The sequence below is a fragment of the Vibrio sp. BS-M-Sm-2 genome (assembly GCF_041504345.1).
Classification (GTDB): Bacteria; Pseudomonadota; Gammaproteobacteria; order Enterobacterales; family Vibrionaceae; genus Vibrio; species Vibrio satsumensis.
This window is the reverse complement of sequence record NZ_CP167895.1, coordinates 1,586,953-1,609,305: the sequence shown is the minus strand read 5'-3', so window position 1 is coordinate 1,609,305 and position 22,353 is coordinate 1,586,953. Positions and strand designations below refer to the sequence as shown.

Sequence of the window (22,353 nt, the reverse complement as noted above, 5' to 3'; positions counted from 1 at the left end):
CTGCCTTAATTGCTTTAATCACAATAACTAAGGATGTTTAAAGGCAGTTTTCAAATTTTTTTGATTCTTTCTCTTTAAAAAGAAAATATGAAAAATGTTGTATAAAAATTTGGTTTTTCAAAATGGTGTCCTTTAATGCTTCTAAATACGATCAGTTAGCTAGTAGCAACGGAGGCTGTAATGGCAGGCGAAAATAACCAAAACAACCAAAACGAAGATCTAAATGACGCGGTAGAACAAACGGACACGAACGACGCGGGTACACCCTCCCAACAGCAGAATCAACAAAATCAACAAAATACGATTGCGTCGACAATAGCGACGGGTGCTGAAAACACGGATGCGGCCGACGAGGTTAATCAGGCTTTAGAAGACAATCCGAGTGGCGCAGGTAATGCTGAAGATGCGTCGGCTTCTGGTGCGGCTGTTCAAGATGAGACGCCAGAAAGCGATGGAAATTCAGACGCAGCTCAATCCAATGTAGTCGGTGGTGCGGCTTCGGAAGCTGGTTCGGATAATGCTGCTGGTAGTGGTGGCGCAGCTGGAGCGGGCGCACAAGCTGTAGGTGGTGATAACGCAGAGTCTGCGACAGGTGGATCAGACGCTGAAGGTAATGAAGAACAAGGTCAAGCTGCACGAACCTCTGCAGCGCCGAGTTCTACATCTTCTGAATCGGGTGAGCAACAAGTCGGTGACGACCTCGATTCACAGACAGTCGAAGAGACATTTGCCGTTGATGTTCAAGCTTCAGATGAAGAGACAATCAGTGAAGTAGAAGATGACTTTGATTCCGAAACAGTAAGCGAAACGTTCAAAATCCAAGTAGAAAGTGAAAATGATGCGCCAGAAGCAGAACAAGATCTGGCTTACATCATGGATGAAGACGGTTCCATAACATTCACTCAAGAACAATTACTCGAATACGCAAGTGATGTAGATGGGGACGAGCTTGTTGCTTCGAACGTTCAAGTTGGTGCTGATGCAACAGTTCAAGACAATGGTGATGGTACTTTCACCGTTGTTCCTTCAGCTGACTTTAATGGTGAACTTGACCTTACTTTTGACATCAGTGACGGCCAAGAAACGATTAGCAGCGCAATTGATTTAACGGTACGTCCGATTAATGACGCGCCGGTTCCTGAAGATAAAACGTTTGAAATCGAGGAAGACGGAACGCTTGTCTTTACCGACGCTGACCTGTTAACAGGCGCTACAGACATTGAAGGTGACAACCTAACGGTTGAAGGTGTGACCTACGATGGTGGCGACGGTATTCTTACCGACAACGGTAATGGTACGTACACTTTCGCTCCAAACGAGAACTTCAATGGCGATGTAAACTTCGGCTTCAACGTGTCAGACGGCACCGACACGGTGTCTGCAAACATTGATGTTAGCGTGACTCCAGAGAACGATCCGCCAGTTGCTGGCTCTACGTCTTACACTGTTAATGAAGACAATTCGATTACCATTTCTGATGCACAACTATTGGCAACATCTTCAGATATTGAAGGTGATGTATCGATAGACAGCGTAACTTACTCTGGTAGTGACGGTGTCCTGGAAATCAATGGTAACGGCACTTACACCTTCTCGCCAAACGAGAACTTCAGCGGTGAAATTGCACTGGATGTGGTTGTTGCTGATGAAGATGGTGCGACTGACGCGACGACCGCGGGTATCAATGTTCTTGAAGTGAACGATCCGCCGGTTGCAGGCCCAACGTCTTACACCATTGATGAAGACTCTGTACTTACATTCAGTGAGTCACAAGTACTGCTTAATGCTTCTGATGTCGAAGGAGATGTTGAGCTTGTCGGCATTAGCTATGACGGCCCCGATGGCATCTTCTCAGTAAATGGTGATGGCACTTGCAGCTTCGCTCCGAATGAGAACTTTAATGGCCAAGTTCAGCTTGATGTAACTATTCGTGATGAAGACGGTGCAGAAATTGAAACCGTCATCAATGTTGACGTATTGCCAATCAACGATGTACCAGTATCGGGTGATTTGGCATACAACGTAAACGAAGATGGTTCAATTACATTGAGCCAAGATCAGTTGTTGTCTCAAGCATCGGATGTGGAAGGAGATGACCTAACCGCGAGTGACTTAACTGTCGATGGTAACGCAACGGTAACGGCCAATGATGATGGCAGCTTCACTATTGTTCCTGAGGCGAATTTTAACGGTGATATTGATATTCAATTTAATATCACTGATGGCACAGATACCGTTCAAGCCACAGCGGATCTGACTGTTAATCCAGTTAACGATCTACCGGTTCCTCAAGATCAACAATTTAGTATTGAAGAAGACGGTACCCTGCAATTCACAGATGCAGACTTACTGTCAGGCGCAACTGATGTAGATGGTGATGACCTTACGGTTGAGGGAATTAGTTACACTGGTGGTGATGGTGTTCTAACTGACCACGGTGATGGTACTTATACCTTTGCGCCAAATGACAACTTCAATGGCGATGTGAACTTCAGTTTCGATGTGTCTGATGGCACCGAAACCGTTAGCGCAAATATCGATGTCAGTGTCACTCCTGAAAATGATCCGCCTGTCGCTGGTTCAACCTCGTACATGGTTAATGAAGACAATGCGATCACTATTTCTGATGAGCAATTGTTAGCAAACTCTTTGGATGTGGAAGGTGCCGTGTCGGTTGATACTGTCACTTACAGTGGCACAGATGGTGTGTTCCAAGATAACGGCGATGGCAGCTATACCTTCCTTCCTAACGAAAACTTCAGTGGCGATATAAGTCTTGATGTCATCGTTGCAGACGAAGAAGGCGCTATTGATGAGACGACAGCAGGCATTACCGTACTTGAAGTGAACGATCCACCTGTTGCTGGGCCTACGTCATACACCATCGATGAAGATTCTGTTCTAACGTTCAGTGAATCTCAGATTCTTGTGAATGCTTCAGATGTCGAAGGTGACGTGGAACTTGTTGGCATCAATTACGACGGGTCGGACGGTATCTTCACCGTGAATGGTGATGGCACCTGTAGCTTCGCACCAAACGAAAACTTCAATGGTCAGGTTCAACTGGGTGTGACCATTCAAGATGAAGATGGCGCAACAGTTGAAACACAGATTAACGTTGATGTATTGCCAATTAATGATGCACCAGTATCGGGCGATTTGGCTTACACGATTAACGAAGATAGCTCAATTACGTTGACACAAGATCAATTGTTAGCACGAGCGGGAGACATCGATAGCGATAATCTAGAAGCGATCAATCTATCGACTGATGAAAACGCGACCATCCAACAAAACGAGGATGGTAGCTACACCATTACACCAGACGCTGATTACAACGGCGACCTCGACCTGAGTTTCGATATCATCGACAACGATGGTGGTGAGGTTCAAGTTGGTCTCGATATCACAGTTAATCCACTTAATGACTTGCCACAAGCGCAAGATCAACAGTTCACCATTGAAGAAGATGGCACATTACTGTTTACGGACGAAGACCTACTTGCTGGCGCATCGGATATTGATGGTGATGAGCTGTCGATTGAAAATGTCCTTTACACAGGTGCAGATGGTATTCTGAGTGACAATGGTGACGGTACTTATAGCTTTGCACCAAACGAGAACTTCAATGGTGATGTTCAATTCTCATTCGATGTTTCTGATGGCACCGGCTCGACGACTGCTGTTATTGATGTAAGTGTAACGCCGGAGAACGATCCTCCTGTAGCGGGCTCGACGGCTTACACCGTTCAAGAAGATGGTCAAATCACTATCAGTGCTGAACAGCTACTGGCGAATTCTTCCGATGTTGAAGGCGATGTTTCACTATCAAGTGTGAGTTATGACGGTGATGATGGCTCATTCGTTGATAACGGTAATGGCACATTTACCTTTACGCCAAACGAAAACTTCGACGGTGATATCTCACTTGATGTTGTTGTCGTTGACGAAGATGGCGCTACTGCTACTACGACAGCAGGCATTGATGTTATCGCTGTGAATGACGGCCCTGAAACGTCCGGTATTGAAGCTGAAGTCGACGAAGATAATTCAATCACTATTACTCAAGAGCAGCTGCTTGCGAATGCTACTGACGTTGAGGGTGATGAGTTAACGGCGTCTAACCTGCAAACCAATGATCCTGATGCGACTATCGTTGCAAATGACGATGGTTCTTTCACTATTACGCACACCGAGAACTTCAATGGCGAGTTAGATTTCACATACAGCATCAGCGATGGTGAAAATGAAGTTCTGACCACACTGGATTTAACCGTTAATCCTGTCAATGACGTGCCAGAAGCGGGTGAAGAGATCTTCATCCAAGCACAAGAAGACCAAACAGTTGGTGTAACGCTTCGTGAAGAGCCTGCATTACGTCTAGATCAAGCACCGGAAAACGGCATCATCGAAGCTAATCTTGATAATGAGTGGGTAGTACTGGAAGTTGGTCAAGAAGTACCGGCTGACACGGAAGTACGTTTCGTGCCAAGTGAAGATGCTCTAGCAAACGGTACTCATACAACACAAATTGGTACCTTCGATGATAATGCGAGCGTGGATGACTGGGGAACGGAAGTTGACCCATATACTCGTGAGTTCTCGGATGGTGACTTAACGGTTACGGTTCAAAGTAACGATGATCCGCTGGGTGCATGGAATGGTAATACTCATATTGGTCATGGTATCGGTGACACCGACCGCCAAGGTCTGAGTGGTGATGAGAAACTGACTATTTCTGTTGAAGGCCAAGACATCAACGAAATCAGCTTCCACCTAGATGGTTTGGGTGGCTGGTTCATGGAAGAGTCTCGTCACTTTACAGAAGTAGAAATCAAAGCGTTCAATGAGGATGGCGACCTAATTGACTCGATGACTTACCACAAAGAAGACCGTGGTACTTTCGAGACCGACTATACGCTTACGGTAAATGAGCCGGTGTCTTACTTTGAACTTGGTACCGTGCAAGGTAATGGTACTTACGTCGTTCAAAACATGACAGTGTCACAAACTTTTCATGATGAAGCCGTGTTTACATCGATTGGTGTAGACGGTTCAGAAATCACTGAAACGGTTGAGTTGAACATCCATGCGGGTGACAACGAAATCGAGCTAACGGCTGATCTTCCTAATATCACTATCGATACGGAAGGTTCTGCTCAGTTTGCTTCTGTTGTAATAACTGAAGAACAGTTACTCGCTCAAGCATCAGATATCGATGGTGATGACCTTGATATTCAGAACTTAGAGCTGGTGGGTGAAAACTCAGAGCATGCAACGCTAACTGATAATGGCGATGGTACTTGGACCGTAACACCGGATGAAAACTTCTATGGTGAAATTGAGCTGGGTTATCAAGTCAGTGATGGTGAGCTGACAGACAGCAACATCATGAACATCAACTTCGAATCAGTAAATGATGCGCCAATCGTTTCTGGCCCAATTGTTTTATCGACAGACGAAGATCAAGGTATCACGTTCAGCGCTGATGACTTGTTGGCGAACACCACGGATGTAGAAGGCGATGCGTTGTCGATTTCTGACATCACTTACGGTGGTGATGACGGTGAGCTAGTTGATAACGGCGATGGTACGTTTACCTTCATGCCGAATGAGAACTTCAACGGTGAAATCGACATCGACTACAAGGTGTTCGATGGTACCGATGAAGTGGCAACGCATCTAGACCTAACGGTTGTGCCTGTTAACGATGTTCCAGTTCCAGGTGAGCCGCTACACACCCAAATGCTAGAAAATGGCTCTATTGTCATTGAAGCGAAAGACCTTCTATCTGGCGCTACGGATGTTGATGGTGACATTCTCCATGTCGAAAACCTGCTACTTGCAGACCAAACGCAAGGTACGCTAACAGACAATGGCGACAATACCTTTACCTTTGAACCTGCTGAGAACTTCTATGGTGAAGTGAACTTGACCTTCGATATCAGTGATGGTCAAGCAAGCGCACCAAGCACTGCAAGAGTTGACGTTGAGATTGTCAACGAAGGCCCTGAAGTGAGCGGTCTAATTGAAGCGGCGGTTGATGAAGATGGCTCAATCACTATTACTCAAGAGGACTTGTTAGCGAACGCAACGGATGTCGATAGCGACAACCTTGAAGCGGTTAACTTAGCTACTAACGATCCAAATGCGGTTATCGTAGAAAACTCAGACGGTAGTTTCACTATCACACCAAGTGCAGACTTCTTTGGTGAGATTGAGTTTACTTACGATGTAACAGATGCGATTGAGACAGTCGCCGCTGACCTTAACCTAACCGTAAATCCAATCAACGATGCGCCAGATGTGCCGGACATGTCTTTCACTACGGAAGACGGTCAAGCCATTACCATTACCGAAGCTGAACTATTAGCACAAGCGACAGACGTTGAAGGTGATGAACTGTCAGTTGTGAATGTGACGAGCGCGAGCGACACGGTAGAAGTCACGGACAACGGTGATGGCACATACACACTAACGCCAGAACAGGGCTTCTTCGGGAATGTTGATTTGGCATTTGATGTCAGCGACGGCACCGATGTCGTGGCTGCAAACATCGACCTAAAAGTTGAGTTCGTTAATGATGCTCCAGAAGCAACGCCAATGGTTGCGGATGTCGACGAAGATGGTTCAATTCTCGTTACACAAGCGATGTTGCTGGAGAACGCGAGTGATCAAGATGGTGATGAGCTGTTTGCGAGCGCGCTAGAAACCAACGATCCGAATGCAAGTATCGTAGACAATGGCGATGGTACTTACACAGTGACACCTTCGGAAAACTTCAATGGTGATATCGCATTCACCTATGAAGTGAGTGATGGTGAGCTAAGTACCGCCAATGACATGACATTGACCGTTAATCCGGTGAATGATATTCCAATTGTTGCCCCAGGCATGTACCACATCGAAGAGGATGGCAGCATCCTGTTCACTCAAGAAGATCTATTGAGCGGTGCGATTGATATTGATGGCGATGACCTTAGCGTTACCAGCATCAATTACTCTGGTGATGAAGGTACAGTCACCGACAATGGTAACGGCACGTTTAGCTTCTGTTCCTGAAGAACACTTTAGTGGTGACCTGCAGTTCAGCTTTACGGTTACCGACGGCACTGATGAGGTAGAACAAGACCTTAGCGTTCATATTGAAGCGGTCGCGGATGCACCGGATCTTGTGATAACCGATGGCGACGGTGTTAACGTTGATGATGAAGCCATTTTGGTTGAGCCAGGCGGCATTGTTGAGCTTAATATTGCGGCCGCGTTAGTAGACCAAGATCTATCAGAAACACTGACGGTAACTGTGGATGGTGTTCCTGAAGGTTCGGTTATTCAATACGATAACGAAGGCGTTCTGAATGACCAAGAGAACGGTATCACCAGTTATAACGACACTGAAATTACAGTAACGTTTGAAGGTGAAACGGCAGGTTACCAAAACGCAGCGGGTTACTACAAAGTTGACGAAGACGGTAATATCACGGGTGTTGAAGTTGTCTATGAAAATGCATCACAAGTTGGTGGCGGTGGTGACCTTGTTCCAGGACAAGACCAGTTCAGCTTCCAAGTTGAAGAAGGTGAAAGTTTCAACCTGTTCTTGATTCCAAACGGACATCAGCACAACGACTTTAATGCGATGCAAGACGGTCAGTACGAGTTCCGTGCAGCGGATGGTTCGCCTGCAAACATGGATACGGTTGATCCTCAACTTGTGTTTGTTGCTGCCGATGGAACTGAAACTGTAGTTCAAGGCCAGAATGGTGACGCGATCTTCCATGGTGGTTCAAGCTCTCAGCTAAACCAAGATGGTATAGAACATACACGCACGACGGTTAATGAAGACGGCGAGCTGGTTTACGGATTTGAAGATTTGTATGGTGGCGGAGATGCTGACTATACCGACTTCAACTTCACGATTGATGTGGGGGAAGTGAATAGCCAAATCTACAGCGGTGAAATTACGGTAGGCCCAGATGGCGCGATAAACCTTCCAATAACAGCGATCGACAACGAATTACAACTCCAGTTACCAGAAGATTTTAATCAACATCTTGAAGTTCATGTAACCGCTACCGCGACAGAATTATCAAATGATGACTCTGAGGTGGTCTCTCAAACTATCTACATTAATGCGACGGGAGTGACAGTTGATCATGCTCCTGAAGCTCTACCTGTCGCTGCTACCGTTCAAGAAGATGGCTCCATTGTGGTCTCGCAAGAAGATCTGCTGGCCAATGCTAGTGATCTAGATGGTGACCAACTAACAGCGCTGAACTTAGCGACTGATGACGACAGCGTAACTATCACAGATAACGGTGATGGTACTTACACATTAACGCCAGATGCTGACTTCAATGGCGATGTTAGCTTTACGTTTGATGTGTCTGATGGTGATGATGTTATCTCTACCAATCTAGAACTAACAGTTTCACCTGTGAACGATGGTCCAGAAGCACAAGATCAAGCATTTACAGTCAATGAAGATGGTGTATTAACCTTCACAGACCAAGACCTATTAACAGGTGCGACGGACATTGAAGGGGACGACCTAAGCGTTGAAGGTGTGACTTACACTGGCGCAGATGGTGTTCTAACCGATAATGGCGATGGCACATACAGCTTCGCGCCAAACGAAAACTTCAATGGCGATGTGAACTTCTCGTTCAATGTATCAGATGGTACCGATACGGTAACTGCTAACATTGATGTCAGCGTGACGCCAGAGAATGATCCACCTGTCGCGGGTAGCACGTCTTACACGGTTCATGAAGACAACTCCATCACGATCAGTAACGAACAATTGTTAGCGAACTCTTCAGATATTGAAGGGGAAGTGGCGATTGATAGTGTTACCTATAGTGGCAGTGACGGTGTTCTAGAAATCAACGGTAACGGCACATACACCTTCTCTCCAAACGAAAACTTTAATGGCGAAGTTAGCCTAGACGTGGTTGTTGTGGATGAAGACGATGCAGCCGTATCTACGACTGCGGGCATTACGGTTCTAGAAGTGAACGATCCGCCAGTTGCTGGCCCAACGTCTTACACTATCGATGAAGACTCGGTACTGACCTTTAATGAGTCTCAAGTTCTGCTGAACGCCTCTGATATTGAAGGTGACGTACAACTTGTTGAGATCAACTACGACGGCCCAGACGGAATCTTCTCAATCAATGGTGACGGCACATGTAGCTTTGCACCGAATGAAAACTTCAACGGCCAAGTGCAGTTGGATGTGACCATTCAAGATGAAGACGGCGCTCAAGTTGATACTCATATTACGGTTGATGTCCTACCAATCAATGATGTTCCAGTATCAGGAGACTTGGCATACAGCGTAGAGGAAGACGGTTCAATTACCTTGAGCCAAGAGCAACTTCTTTCTCAAGCTAGCGATGTAGACGGAGACGACCTGACTGCTTCTAACTTAATTGTTGATGGAGACGCGACAGTTGTTGCTAACGATGATGGTAGCTTTACCATTACGCCAGATGCGAACTTCAATGGCGACATTGACCTAACGTTCGACATTAGCGACGGTACAGACACGCTGGTTGCGACGGCTGACCTCACCGTTAATCCAGTTAATGACCTTCCACAACCACAAGATCAAACGTTCAGCATTGGCGAAGACGGCATCTTGAACTTCACAGATGAAGACTTGCTGACGGGTGCTACCGATATCGATGGGGATAACCTATCGGTTGAAGGTGTGACTTACACTGGTGCCGACGGTGTTCTTACTGACAATGGCGACGGAAGCTACAGCTTTGCGCCAAACGAGAACTTCAATGGTGATGTGAACTTCAGCTTTGATGTGTCAGATGGCACGGATACCGTTCAGGCCAACATTGATGTCAGCGTGACACCAGAGAACGATCCGCCTGTTGCGGGTAGCACGTCTTACACAGTTCATGAAGACAACTCAATTACCATTAGTGATGAGCAGCTTCTAGCTAACTCTTCGGATATTGAGGGTGACGTTGCCGTTGATAGCGTGACTTATTCTGGCACAGACGGTGTCTTTGAAGACAATGGCGATGGTACTTACACCTTCTTACCAAACGAAAACTTCAACGGCGAAGTGAGCCTAGATGTTGTTGTAGCGGATGAAGATGGCGCGACTGAAGCGACAACTGCAGGTATTACAGTACTTGAGGTGAACGATTCGCCAATCGCAGGTGTAACAAGTTACTCCGTGAACGAAGATGAAGTGATTACCATCAGTTCTGAGCAACTGTTGGCGAATGCTTCAGATATCGAAGGTGAAGTGGCGATTGATAGCGTTAACTACACCGGCTCAGACGGTATCTTTACCGACAATGGTGATGGTACGTTCAGCTTCGCACCGAACGCAAACTTCGATGGCGATGTAAGCCTTGATGTTGTCGTTACTGATGAAGATGGCGCAACCGTAGCAACTAACGCAAGCATTGATGTTATGCCTGTTAATGATGCTCCAGTATCGGGTGACTTGGCGTACAGCATTGATGAAGATGGTTCGATTAACCTAAGCCAAGAGCAATTACTTGCCCAAGCGAGTGATGTTGATGGCGATGACCTAACGGCAAGCAACCTAAGTGCGGGGGATAATGCGACCGTAGTTGATAATGGCGATGGTACCTTCACGGTAACACCGGATGCTGACTTCAATGGCGATATCGACCTAAGCTTTGATATTTCGGACGGTACTGAGACGATTTTGGCGAACGCCGATCTGACGGTAAACCCGGCCAATGACTTGCCAACGACATCTGATGTTTACGCGAACGTTGATGAAGACAACGTCATCACTATCACACAGGAGCAGTTACTAGCGAATGCCGCTGATATTGAAGGTGATGACCTTGTCGCTTCCGACTTAACCTTGGTCGGTGACGATGCAACGATTGTCGATAATGGTGATGGTACGTTCTCAATCACTCCAAGCGAAAACTTCAATGGCTACATCGATGTTGCCTACAGCATCAGCGATGGCGACACACCAATTGCCGCTAACTTGGGCTTGACCGTTGATCCAGTTAACGACGCGCCAATTGTTTCTGCTGATGTGGCGATAACCATTGAAGAGGATGGTTCGTACACCATTACTCAAGAAGAACTCTTACAATTCGCGACTGACATCGAAGACGATGACATGACCGCAATTATCGGAGAGCAGGGCGATGAAACGACCGTAACCGGTACTGTGCTGGATGCTGAAACGGGTAGCCCAGTCGTTGGTGCAGATGTCACAATGACCGATAACGCAGGTCACTCGTACACCACTGTGACAGACCAATCTGGTAACTACTCTGTGAGCGGTCCAGTTGTTGACCAAGGTACCGTAACTATTGAACAAGAAGGCTCTATTACCAGCAGCTTCCTGGTCCCAGCAGGTGAAGATACTAATGGTGGCGTGACCGCAATATCTGAAGTGCTTGAAGAAACTGATATGCGTATCGTGGTCACATGGGGTGAAAGCCCACGTGATATGGACAACCACCTATGGCTCTACGATACAGAGAATGGCAATGAACTAGACCATATCTACTACCGCGATATGAGCCACGACCTCGGTGAAGGCAATGTTGTTCAACAAGATGTTGATGACACGAATGGCGGTGGTCCTGAAACCATCACTATTCCAAATTATCAAGATGCTGACATGCACTATTCAGTACACAACTACACCAGTAGAAGTTGGGATGTAGATGGTGTTGAAGATGTACAGGTTCAGGTGTTTGTAGGCGATACATTGGTTGAAACCTTCAGCCCAGACTTATCAGATAACCCATCAGGTGATCATTGGCATGTATTCGATATCGTGAACGGCGTTATTGTTCCAAGCCAAGATGTAGGCACTCAAAATGCATTCGACTTGCCAACCGCAGAAGAAGCGCTCGCGAATGAAAACGGCATTGATATCTCTGAATTGCTAACCGGCGATGAAGGTGATGATTCTGGTGATACCGATGGTAACGAACCAAGTGTTGGTGACATTTCCATCGACAACGCGCTAATCACTGATAACGGTGATGGTACCTACACCATCACCCCAGAAGAAAACTTCAATGGTGAATTCTCCATTAGCTACAACGTAGATGATGGTAATGGTGGAGTGACTCCTGCTGAGCTTGATGTCACAGTCACGGCAGTAAACGACCTATCTGTGATTTACGACCATGACTACACCATTAATGAAGATGGTTCGTTAACCTTCACTGATGAGCAATTACTCGCTGTTGCAACGGATATCGATGGTGACGACCTTTCTGTTGAATCTGTTAACTACGAAGGCACCGACGGTGTGTTTACGGATAACGGCGATGGCACTTACACCTTTGCTCCAAATGAGAACTTCAACGGTAACGTCGACCTAACTTACGATGTCAGCGATGGCACCGATGTGGTCTCGGCGAACATTGATGTTCAAGTTGTACCAATCAATGATGTACCAGTTGCTGGCACAACCTCTTACAGCGTTGAAGAAGATGGCAGCATTACCCTGAGCGATGCACAACTACTGGCGAATAGTTCAGATGTTGAAGGGGAAGTGTTTGTTAGCGATGTAAGCTACAGCGGCACGGATGGTGTATTCACTGATAATGGTGATGGTACTTACACCTTTGCTCCAAACGAAAACTTTAACGGTGATATCAGCCTTGATGTATCTGTTATGGATGAAGATGGCGCAACGGCTGAAACAACGGCAGGCATCGACGTTATTGCCGTCAACGACCTACCAGTTGCAGGTTCAACGACCTACAGCGTCGATGAAGATAATGTGATTATTATCTCTGATGCTCAGCTTCTTGCGAACAGCTCAGATATTGAAGGTGATGTATCCATTAGTGACGTTTCTTACACGGGTGCAGACGGTATCTTTACTGATAACGGTGACGGTACTTACAGCTTCGCACCAAATGAAAACTTCAACGGTAGTGTCAGCCTAGATGTGACTGTTGCCGATGAAGACGGTGCCACCGCGCAAATTACCGCGGGTATTGACGTTATCGCAGTCAACGACGCTCCAGTCTCTGGCGACTTGGCTTACTCAGTGGATGAAGATGGTTCAATCACCCTAAGCCAAGAGCAATTGCTGGCTCACGCTTCTGATGTGGATGGCGATGACCTTACCGCTGCAAACCTAACGGCAGGTGACAACGCAACAGTAACGGCAAATGATGATGGTTCATTTACTATCACGCCGGATGCGAACTTCAATGGTGACATCGACCTAAGCTTCGATGTGTCAGATGGCCTTGAAACCGTTCAAGCAGGCGTCGACCTAACGGTTAACCCTGTTAATGACTTACCAACAGCCGCTGACCAAAGCTTCACTGTTGAGGAAGATGGAACGCTAATCTTCACGGATGCAGATCTACTAGCAGGCGCTGCAGACATTGACGGCGATGACTTGTCTATCACGGATGTGTCTTACACGGGCGCAGAAGGTGTGTTCACGGATAATGGTGATGGCACTTACAGCTTTGCTCCGAACGAGAACTTCAATGGTGACGTAAGTCTGGACTTCTCAGTATCTGACGGTACAGAGACGGTTGATGCTAACATCGACGTAACGGTAACAGACGTTAACGATGCACCAGTAGCGGGCGCAACGTCTTACCAAATGAACGAAGATGGCACCATCACATTGAGCCCTGAGCAGTTAATTGCGAATAGCTCTGACGTTGATGGTGAAGTGTCGCTTGAAAGCGTTACTTACACAGGCTCTGATGGCGCATTGGTTCAAAACGATGATGGTTCTGTGACCTTCACGCCGAGTGAGAACTTTAATGGTGATATCAGCCTAGATGTGGTCGTGACGGACGATGACGGTGCGACTGCAACAACAACGGCGGGTATTGAAGTTCTGGCTGTGAACGATGGACCTGAATCAGAGGGTGTGAACCTAACCACAGCCGAAGACAGCACTATCCTTATCACACAAGACATGTTGTTAGCTCAAGCGACGGATATCGATAACACCGCAGACGAGCTGTCAGCTTCGGGTCTAGAAATCGACCCTAGCTTGGGTGAGTTGCTAGACAACGAAGATGGTACTTGGTCATTTACGCCAAACGAAAATTTCAATGGCGATGTGCCAATGACGTTTAACGTTAGCGATGGACAAGAGACAATTTCAGTAGACGGTAACATCGACGTTACGCCAGTGAACGATGCACCTGAAGCACCTACGATTGAGATGCAAGGCGAGGAAGATGTGGTCATGGTGATTGACCCAGCTTACATTGCGGATCAAGTGACGGATCTAGATGGTGACGAGATCAGCATCGAAAGCATTTCAGTTCGAGCTCCAGCCAATGCGACCTTAACTCAGCAGCCTGACGGTATGTATCACTTAGTGACTACTCAAGACTTTAATGGCTTGGTAGAGCTGGGTTATCAGGCAACCGATGGTGAAGAAGTGGTTGATGGTTCACTGAATGTGGATGTGATTCCAGTTAATGACGCTCCATTCAATGTCGGCAACGCAATGATGACCACAAACGAAGATGGCGCGTTCACCTTCGATGCTGGCGACTTGATGAACTTGTTCGGTGACATTGATACCGCTGACCTTGTTGTTTCTCGCATTATCACCGCAGACGGTGAAGATGGTGGTGAAGTAACGGACAACGGTGATGGAACTTGGACATTCACACCAACAGGCGACTTCGCAGGCGTTTCTGACCTACAAGTTGTCGTGAGTGACGGTGAGTTTGAAACGATTCTCGATGTTCCAGTGTTCGTACGTCCTGTCGCAGATGGCGCGGTTATTTCAACAGACCATGATGGTCCATTAGTGTTCGGCGAAGATGAAACGGGTCACTTGGGACTGAACGTTGGCCTAGTCGATGATTCCGAAACACTAAGTAACTTGGTGATGACAGGTTTCCCTGTTGGATTCGAGGTAACCGATGGTGTGAATACCGTGATGATCACTGAGCCGGGTCAGTACATCGACCTGTTCGACTGGGATATATCAAACATTCAAATGACGCCTCCTGAAGACTTCCATGGTGAGTTCTTCGTAACCGTAAGTGCAACAACAGTTGATTACGGAGATGAGCCAGAAGCGTTTGAAGATGGCATCGATTCTGGTGATTTCGAGACCGTAGCGGGTGATTCCATCATCCTAACCGCTGATGACCTAATCGGTTTAGCTGAGAATGTGGATGCTGACAGCGACGATGAAGTGAAACTGGTTCATCTAGCAGACCGCAGCCAAGGTGAGATTATCGATAATGGCGATGGCACGTGGACGTTCACACCAGCACCAGGCTTCACGGGCGAAGCAGACATTGCGTACGTAGTTGATAAAGATGGCGTGCTTCATGATGAGCAAACTGGCGTAGTCGTGAAAGAAGGCGACTCGCAAGAGAATGCAGCACCAGAAATTAACAGCATCACAACCACTGAAATCGCAGCGGATGCAACCTTGTCGTTCACTGATGAAGACATGTTAGCGAACCTGAGCGATGCAGAAGGCGATAGCATGAGCATTGAGTCAGTCAGCTTGATGGAAGGTCAGGGAGTAATTGAGAGCGATAACCAAGGTAACTATCAATTCACTCCTGCTGAAGACTACACCGGCGATGTTCAAGTTGGGTTTATCGCTACCGATGGCGAAAATCGTATCGAAAGCTTCTTCAATGTGGATATCCAAGGTGGTGATGAAGCAGCCGAGAATGAAGGTTACGCCTTAGCGGATGACGGTTCATTACCTATCACAGAGTCTCAGCTGGTGGATGAGTTAGGCGTTAGCGATACAGCACAAGTTGTTGATGTTGCAGACGCGAATGATGCAGGCTTCTTTGCTGAATCTGGTGAAGGCGAGTGGACTTATTGGCCGAATGAGGACTTCGATGGCAATTTAGCGATGAATGTTGAAGTCAACGACGGCGGTGAAGTATCAAGCCACAGCGTAAGCATCCAAGTGGCCGATGAATCAGTGCAAAGTGATGAACTACAAGTTCAAGCTGCTCAAGCAACAGAAGAGCAACAAGTGGAAGTGGCTCAACAAGCTGAAGACCAAGCTCAAGATGCTGAAGCTGAAGACAACACAGCAGATGTAACCGCGGCACCTGGCGATACTATTTCTATCTCGATTCCAGATGAGGTGAGTGGTAACGAATCGGTCGATTATGCTGATATGTCTGGCTTACCTGAGGGCGCTACTGTGAGCAATGCACTGGATAACGGTGATGGTAGCTTCACAATCAGTGGCAACCTAGAGCAGCCTGTATCTGTCGAACTTCCAGAAGGTTATGAAGGTACTAGCGAGATCCAATTCCAAGGTTACGACGAATTGGGTAGCTCAATAGACGGTGCAAGCGGTTCTGTTGAAGTTGAGGTCGATGATCAATACACCATGCAAGGTTCTACGCAAGAGCAGCAACCGGACATGGCGGGTATGGAATCTGGTGGCAGCGACTGGACAAGTTCAGGTGGTCAAGATCAAGGTGTTGACTTCACGGACGACTCTGGAAGCTTCGATTCAGACTCTCAAACTGGAACCGATCAAGGCAACGACTTCGACCAAAGCTCGATTTAATCGAAAGGGCTTAGTTTTAGTCTGAACCGATATTTAGTTTAAACCAACAAGTAGATAGGGCAGCGTAAAGTTGCCCTGAGCAAAGCCATGTAGAGTGACCTTTGCATGGCTTTCTTATTTGTCGCTGAGATTCATTCTTTGGCTTCAAAAAACCTGAGAATCTACAAGAATGTTCTTAGTTACTATAGAGAGAGTTAAAAAGGAGTGAGGGCATGTATCGTTATGTCAGTTCACCGCAAGCGTCGAAGTACATAGTGCCACCACCTCAACATCGAGAGTTGTCGAGTGTGGATGTGCCTGAATCCGAATTAGAGATGCGAGAAATATTGAATAATTGGTTTGCTGATGGTTTAGCGCCCATTATCGAAAGTGAAGATGACTACATCTCTGCGAGCGATCAAGTTCGATTTGAAAAGCTTAGCCGCACCGTTGGGATGTTGTTGAGAAACAAAGATTATTATTTTGCCGCCAAACGGATTTTATCAGTGTGGGAACAAGATTCTCTTGAAACCACTTATATCAATTATCTCATTTTGCGCAGTGAGCGAGTCACTTATTAAGGTAAGTTAACACAGTGGCATTTGCCATTAATGACTTAGGATTCGCGAGCTTACGATCCTTTTATTTTTCTAGAGAATCAGGCAAACAAAAAGGGCAAGCTTTTAGGCTCACCCTTAAGGTTCTTTCTTTACTTAACGTTACTGTTTTTACTTACCGTTATTTTCACCTAATTCTATACAGGTTTGCGACTTACACCCAACCATCAAATTTGAGTCGTTTCTGAATTCTTTTGACTGCTTCTTTCTGCATTTGTCTAACGCGCTCATTAGAAACATTGACATCAAACATTTCGCCCACTTCAGCTAGCGTTTTCACGTTGTTATCAAACAAACCAAAACGATGGATGAGCACCTTTTGTAATTGTGGAGGAAGTGTATTGATGATTTGTTCTAGAGCTTGGGTAAAGGATTGATCTTCACAATCTTGTTGAGGGTCGAGGATGTATTCACATTCACATTGTTCTAGTGCCATCGGTGCATGACTCGTTCCAACAGTCGTCGTCACGTCAATAAATCCACTTAACGCCACCAGTTGATCGACGCGTTTGGTCTTAACACCAGAACTATCCGATAGTTCAGAAATAGAAATTTCTTTGCGCATTTTCTTACTAACATCGAGCCTCTTTGAGGCAAGGTTATTTATTTCTTTGCATACGTGCGATGGCAATCTGACGGTACGACCAGTGTTCATTAATGCGGCTTCAATGTTTTCGCGGATCCACCATACAGCATAGGTTGAAAAACGATAGCCTGGTTCTGGATCGTATTTGTCGATGGCCTTAATCAAGCCAATGTTGCCTTCCTCGATCAGGTCGAGCAGGGTGAAATTATTACCTTTACGTTTTAGGTAACTCTTTGCGATTTTAACAACAAGGCGTAGGTTTGATTCGATCATGACATCGCGCGCTTTTTTATCACCCGCGCGATTTAATTTTGCGTAATACACCTCATCTTCACGCGACAGTAGATCGATGCCTATAATATCCTTCAAATAATGAGCATAAGGGTCTGCACTGGTAGAAAATGATTCGGTAATGGGTGTTTCATCCGTAAGCCCCTGAGACGCAGCAAAACTATCGTTGTCCATTTCCTTGTCCTTATCTAGCCGACTGAACGTTTTATTGTATTATTATGCCACTAAGTGATTAACGCTTGGTTTCATTAGAGTGTAGATAGCAGTTTCTTATTTACCAATAAATAAAATGCAATTTCGCAAACTTATGTCACAAAGAAGTATACAAATATTTAACCATTTTCATCTTATCAAGTGTGTTGTTTTTCATTTAAAACATCAACATCGCTGGCTTACAAAGCATCTGTTATGTACTTCCTGCCCTAGATAACTGACATGAATTCATAGGTGTCGGTTGGCTATATAATCGAGAGGGGAAATGATAAGAAAAATGGCAAGAGTCGAGGTTCAATGTTTCGAAGTATCTCAACTCTTTTGCAGTTTCGGCTATTAAGCACCGCCAAGTAAGTCTTAATTCTATCGACTAATAAGTGCTAAGAACCTCATCGATTTGCTGATTAATGATCTTAATTTCGCTGTAGATAACGGAAAGATCATCATTTTGCGGCGCAAGCTTATTGAGTGTGTTTTGTTCTACTCTTTCTAATGCAACAGTGGCCGTTTCTTCCCCAAAGCTGGCTAAGATGCCTTTTAAGGTGTGTACAGTAAAATGAAGCTTGCCCCAATCTTGTTGCTGAACCAACTCTTCGATTTCTTGTAGCGAATTGCCATGATCTTCTTGATAGGTAGACAAAACGGCGTAAATGACTTCTCTGTCGTTGTCTAAATAGGCATTTAAAGCATCAAAGTCTAGCATGTGGACTCCTGTCGGCTGCATGTTGAGAATGGGCTAGGCGGCTTAGTGGAAAAACCATACCGTGATGAATCACTAATCCATTGATTCCATTTTGGAGGAAGTTCTAATTGTAAGATCTCTTCTAAATAGTCGTCGCTAAGTTTCTCATCTATATGAGCTCTATGGACTGCATATATATAGTCAAGTTTGGCGGCAACTGAATATGGGTAACTGTCAATGTAGTCCTTTAATTCCTGGATCGACCCAAAGTTTTCAATGTTTATACACGTTGAAGGGTCGACATTTTTGGACTCAAGTTTGTGACTTACTGTTTCTCCACGAGATTTTAGACATTCTACCGCTAAGTGATAAAGAGAGTACTCACCAAAATGGACGAGCAGTGGTAATAGTTGGGTAAGCAAGTAAGTTGGTTGGCTGTGGAAATTATTCGCTAACAGTGTCGAGGCTCTAATCACTTTTTTATGGGCAACGTGAGGACTATTTTCTACGAGCAAGATGTTGCTTTGAAAGAGGGCTAGACTAGCCAAAACTTGATGCTGTTGTTTTACAGGAAGCTTTAGGTTCACTAACTCTGTGAATTGGTTGGCATGTTCAAGCAAAATACGTTTGTACTTTAGTTTCGTCTCTCTCTGGTAGGTCGCTTTTAACGAATTAAAGTGCGAGCCAATAGAGTGAATGACATCCATGTCGGCAGGTGAAATGTGGGTTGCGTACATTTCCCCAAGCTTAATCAACATGTGCGTGTTGTCCACGTTCTCGGCCAAGTCGATCGCTCGAATTGCGCGATGGCTTATGCTCGGTGTCATTTCAAATGCTCGTATCGCCAGCTTAAGCGCTGGCAGTAACATCTTATGTTTTTCATAGATGCAGCTTAAGCAATCAATCACGTTTAATGACAGTGGCTGAACAATCAAGTAATTGTGCAGTTTCTCTATCGCTAGGTTCGGTTTACCTAAGCTGTCTAAAATCAATGCCTCTGCAACCAACTTGGTCGGGTGCATTTTTGTTTTGGAAGTCGTGAGGACATTTGAAAGCAAGTCCCACTTTTTACCCGCGATTAAGTGCTCGATCAGTGTCGCTTCGAATTGTACGTTCACTTGGTTATTAGGAATCGCTAGCGCCTGTTTAAGCACTTCAGGCGTGTTAATAGGATATAGGCTATTTAGTTGGTCAATTTGCTGCGATTCGGACACAGCACTTTGGATCTTTTTACCCAGCATCTGAGTATGAATCGGCTTAGAAATGAAATGGTGAGCTTCACCTGAAAGGGCGGTTAATACCGTCTCTTGACGCATATCCCCTGATAGAAGAATAGTGGCCACAGTATGATCGATGAGCCTGTTTCGATACAGGATCCCCAAAAGCTCAAACCCGGTGAAGGATTGCTCTAAGTGGTAATCGATGAGGAGTACATGAAAAGAGTGCGTTTCGACCGCTCTAATAGCTTGTCGATAGTCGGTCGCAATAAAGATGCAATCATGTGAAATGCCTAAGCTCGAGAGTTGCTGCTTTATAAGAATAGTTGCACTCTTAGAGTCGTCGACAATTAAAACTCGTAGGTCAGGTGGTAAGGTCAAATCCATTTTCCTCAATACCAAATGTTATTTTTAATTTAGGCGTCAAGTTGCACATTGTCAAGGTGCCAATATCACATACAAACACTCAATAAACTATTGGTAATTAAGGAGTATTCGATAACATTTATGAAAGACTTCAAACGCAGGTTACTTTTGCCTGGTTTTTGTAGGGTTATACGTGTTTTAGAAATAAAAAAGAGGCAAGTCGATAAGCTTACCTCTCAATTTAATTGTTCGAGTTTTTATTCGAAATATTGTTCTTTGCTTGAAGCTCTATTTAACGAAAATCTAGCGCTAATCACGCATATTAAGAATCAACACAGCGGCTAACGCCAAGAATGCCGTCATCATTAAGAATACATCGTTGTAAGCCATGATAGCGGCGTCACGTTGCATGGTGCCAAGTAGGCTTGCTTGCGCTTGTTGCATCGCAGTCGCGGCATCACTTCCTGATTGAATAAAGAATGCTTGCTGGTCTTTGAGGGTTTGCCAACCTAATTGACTCACAGAAGGTAGCGACTCTTTGATGTGTGCAAGATGCTCACGGGTTTTGTTATCCAGCAGCGTAGCGATAATCGCAATACTGAACGCGCCACCTAAGTTACGCATTACGTTAGTTAAGGTCGAAGCGTCAGGGGTGTCCATTTTGCTGATGTTCTTCATCGCAACCAAAGACAGCGGAACCATAATAAACGGGCTACCAATAGCACGTAGAACCATAGACAAAATCAGCTGTTGCCCGCCAAAATCAATTGTCATGTGTGTATTTACGTAACAACTGAAACCGAACATCGCGAAGCCAAAGGTAACCAAGTACTTAGGCTTAATGATCTGTGTTAGTTTGGGCACAATTGGGAATATCAGAAGTTGTGGGAAACCCATCCACATTAACACTTCACCAATTTCCATCGCGTTATATTGCTGAATTTGAGTGAGATACATCGGCAGAACATAGATAGAGCCAAGCAATGCCATCCCTAGAATCAAATAGGCGATACAGGACATCGCAAACTGCCCATCACGCAATAGCCGCAAGTTCACCAGTGGCTTTTTGTGTTGCAGTTCGTTTATTACGAAGTACACCAAGCTCACCGCAGAAATAATGCTAAGTGTAATGATAAAACTTGAGCTGAACCACTCTTCACGGTTACCTTCTTCTAGAACTACTTCTAGACAACCTAGTCCCAGCGCCATGGTCGCAATACCAAACCAATCGGCTTTTTTAAGCGTACCAAGGTCAAGCTTTTCATCTTCCAAGCCGTATCGAATCATGGTGATCACGAGTAGGGCGGGTGGAATATTGATGTAGAAAATATAGTGCCACGAGAAGTTCTCAGTCAGCCAGCCACCAAACGTAGGACCAATCGACGGAGCAAACGTTGCGGTGACACCAAACAGTGCCATACCCACAGCGCGCTTGTTGACAGGTAGTAACTGTATCACCAGAGAAAAGGCAAGTGGAATTAAAGCGCCACCACTAAAGCCTTGCATCGCACGGAACACGATCATCGAGGTCATATTCCATGAAAATGAACATAACAAAGATGAGAGGGTGAAGATGGCCGTCGTCCACGTGATATATCGACGTTTACCAAGTGCTTTTGAAAGCCAACCACTGAGTGGGATAGCGATCATCTCTGCGACTAGATAAGACGTAGATATCCACGAACTTTCATCTAAGGTGGCAGAAAGCGCACCTTGAATGTCTTTGAGAGACGAGTTGGTGATCTGAATATCCAAGATCGCCATAAACGCGCCAATTAAGCCGCCAAATAGGGCGATCCAATGGCGTCTTGAAACCTCTCCATCATCATTGGTTTGGGTGACAACATCAGCGTTACTCATGG

Annotated in this window: 5 protein-coding genes and 1 pseudogene; 2 read left to right on the top strand and 4 right to left on the bottom strand. The window is 45.6% G+C overall.

The genetic code is table 11. The annotated features are described in order from the left end of the window. Window positions 1-180 precede the first annotated feature (180 nt). Window positions 181-16,540, top strand: a pseudogene (locus AB8613_RS23025) (tandem-95 repeat protein). A 212-nt stretch (window positions 16,541-16,752) separates the two neighbouring features. Continuing rightward, on the top strand, window positions 16,753-17,100 hold the full coding sequence (locus AB8613_RS23020) for a hypothetical protein (RefSeq protein WP_285954560.1): 348 nt from the start codon (window positions 16,753-16,755) through the stop codon (window positions 17,098-17,100). 190 nt (window positions 17,101-17,290) lie between these two features. On the opposite strand, the gene AB8613_RS23015 is transcribed toward AB8613_RS23020, so the two are convergent. From AB8613_RS23015 to AB8613_RS23000, 4 genes are all read right to left on the bottom strand, one after another. Then, window positions 17,291-18,187 carry an RNA polymerase sigma factor RpoD/SigA gene (locus AB8613_RS23015; RefSeq protein WP_372385118.1) on the bottom strand — a complete coding sequence of 299 codons (897 nt, stop codon included), beginning with the start codon at window positions 18,185-18,187 and terminating at the stop codon, window positions 17,291-17,293. Between the two features lie 409 nt (window positions 18,188-18,596). After that, entirely contained in the window at window positions 18,597-18,929 is a 333-nt protein-coding gene (locus tag AB8613_RS23010; RefSeq protein ID WP_285954558.1) for an Hpt domain-containing protein, read from the bottom strand. Then, window positions 18,923-20,512, bottom strand: coding sequence for a response regulator (locus AB8613_RS23005; protein WP_372385117.1), 1,590 nt, complete (start codon window positions 20,510-20,512; stop codon window positions 18,923-18,925). Before AB8613_RS23005 ends, AB8613_RS23010 begins: the two co-directional genes overlap by 7 nt. Window positions 20,513-20,800: 288 nt before the next feature. After that, the gene (locus AB8613_RS23000) at window positions 20,801-22,351 is read right to left on the bottom strand and encodes a DHA2 family efflux MFS transporter permease subunit (protein WP_146491662.1); all 1,551 of its coding nucleotides are present in this window, start codon (window positions 22,349-22,351) and stop codon (window positions 20,801-20,803) included. Between the last annotated feature and the right edge of the window lie 2 nt (window positions 22,352-22,353).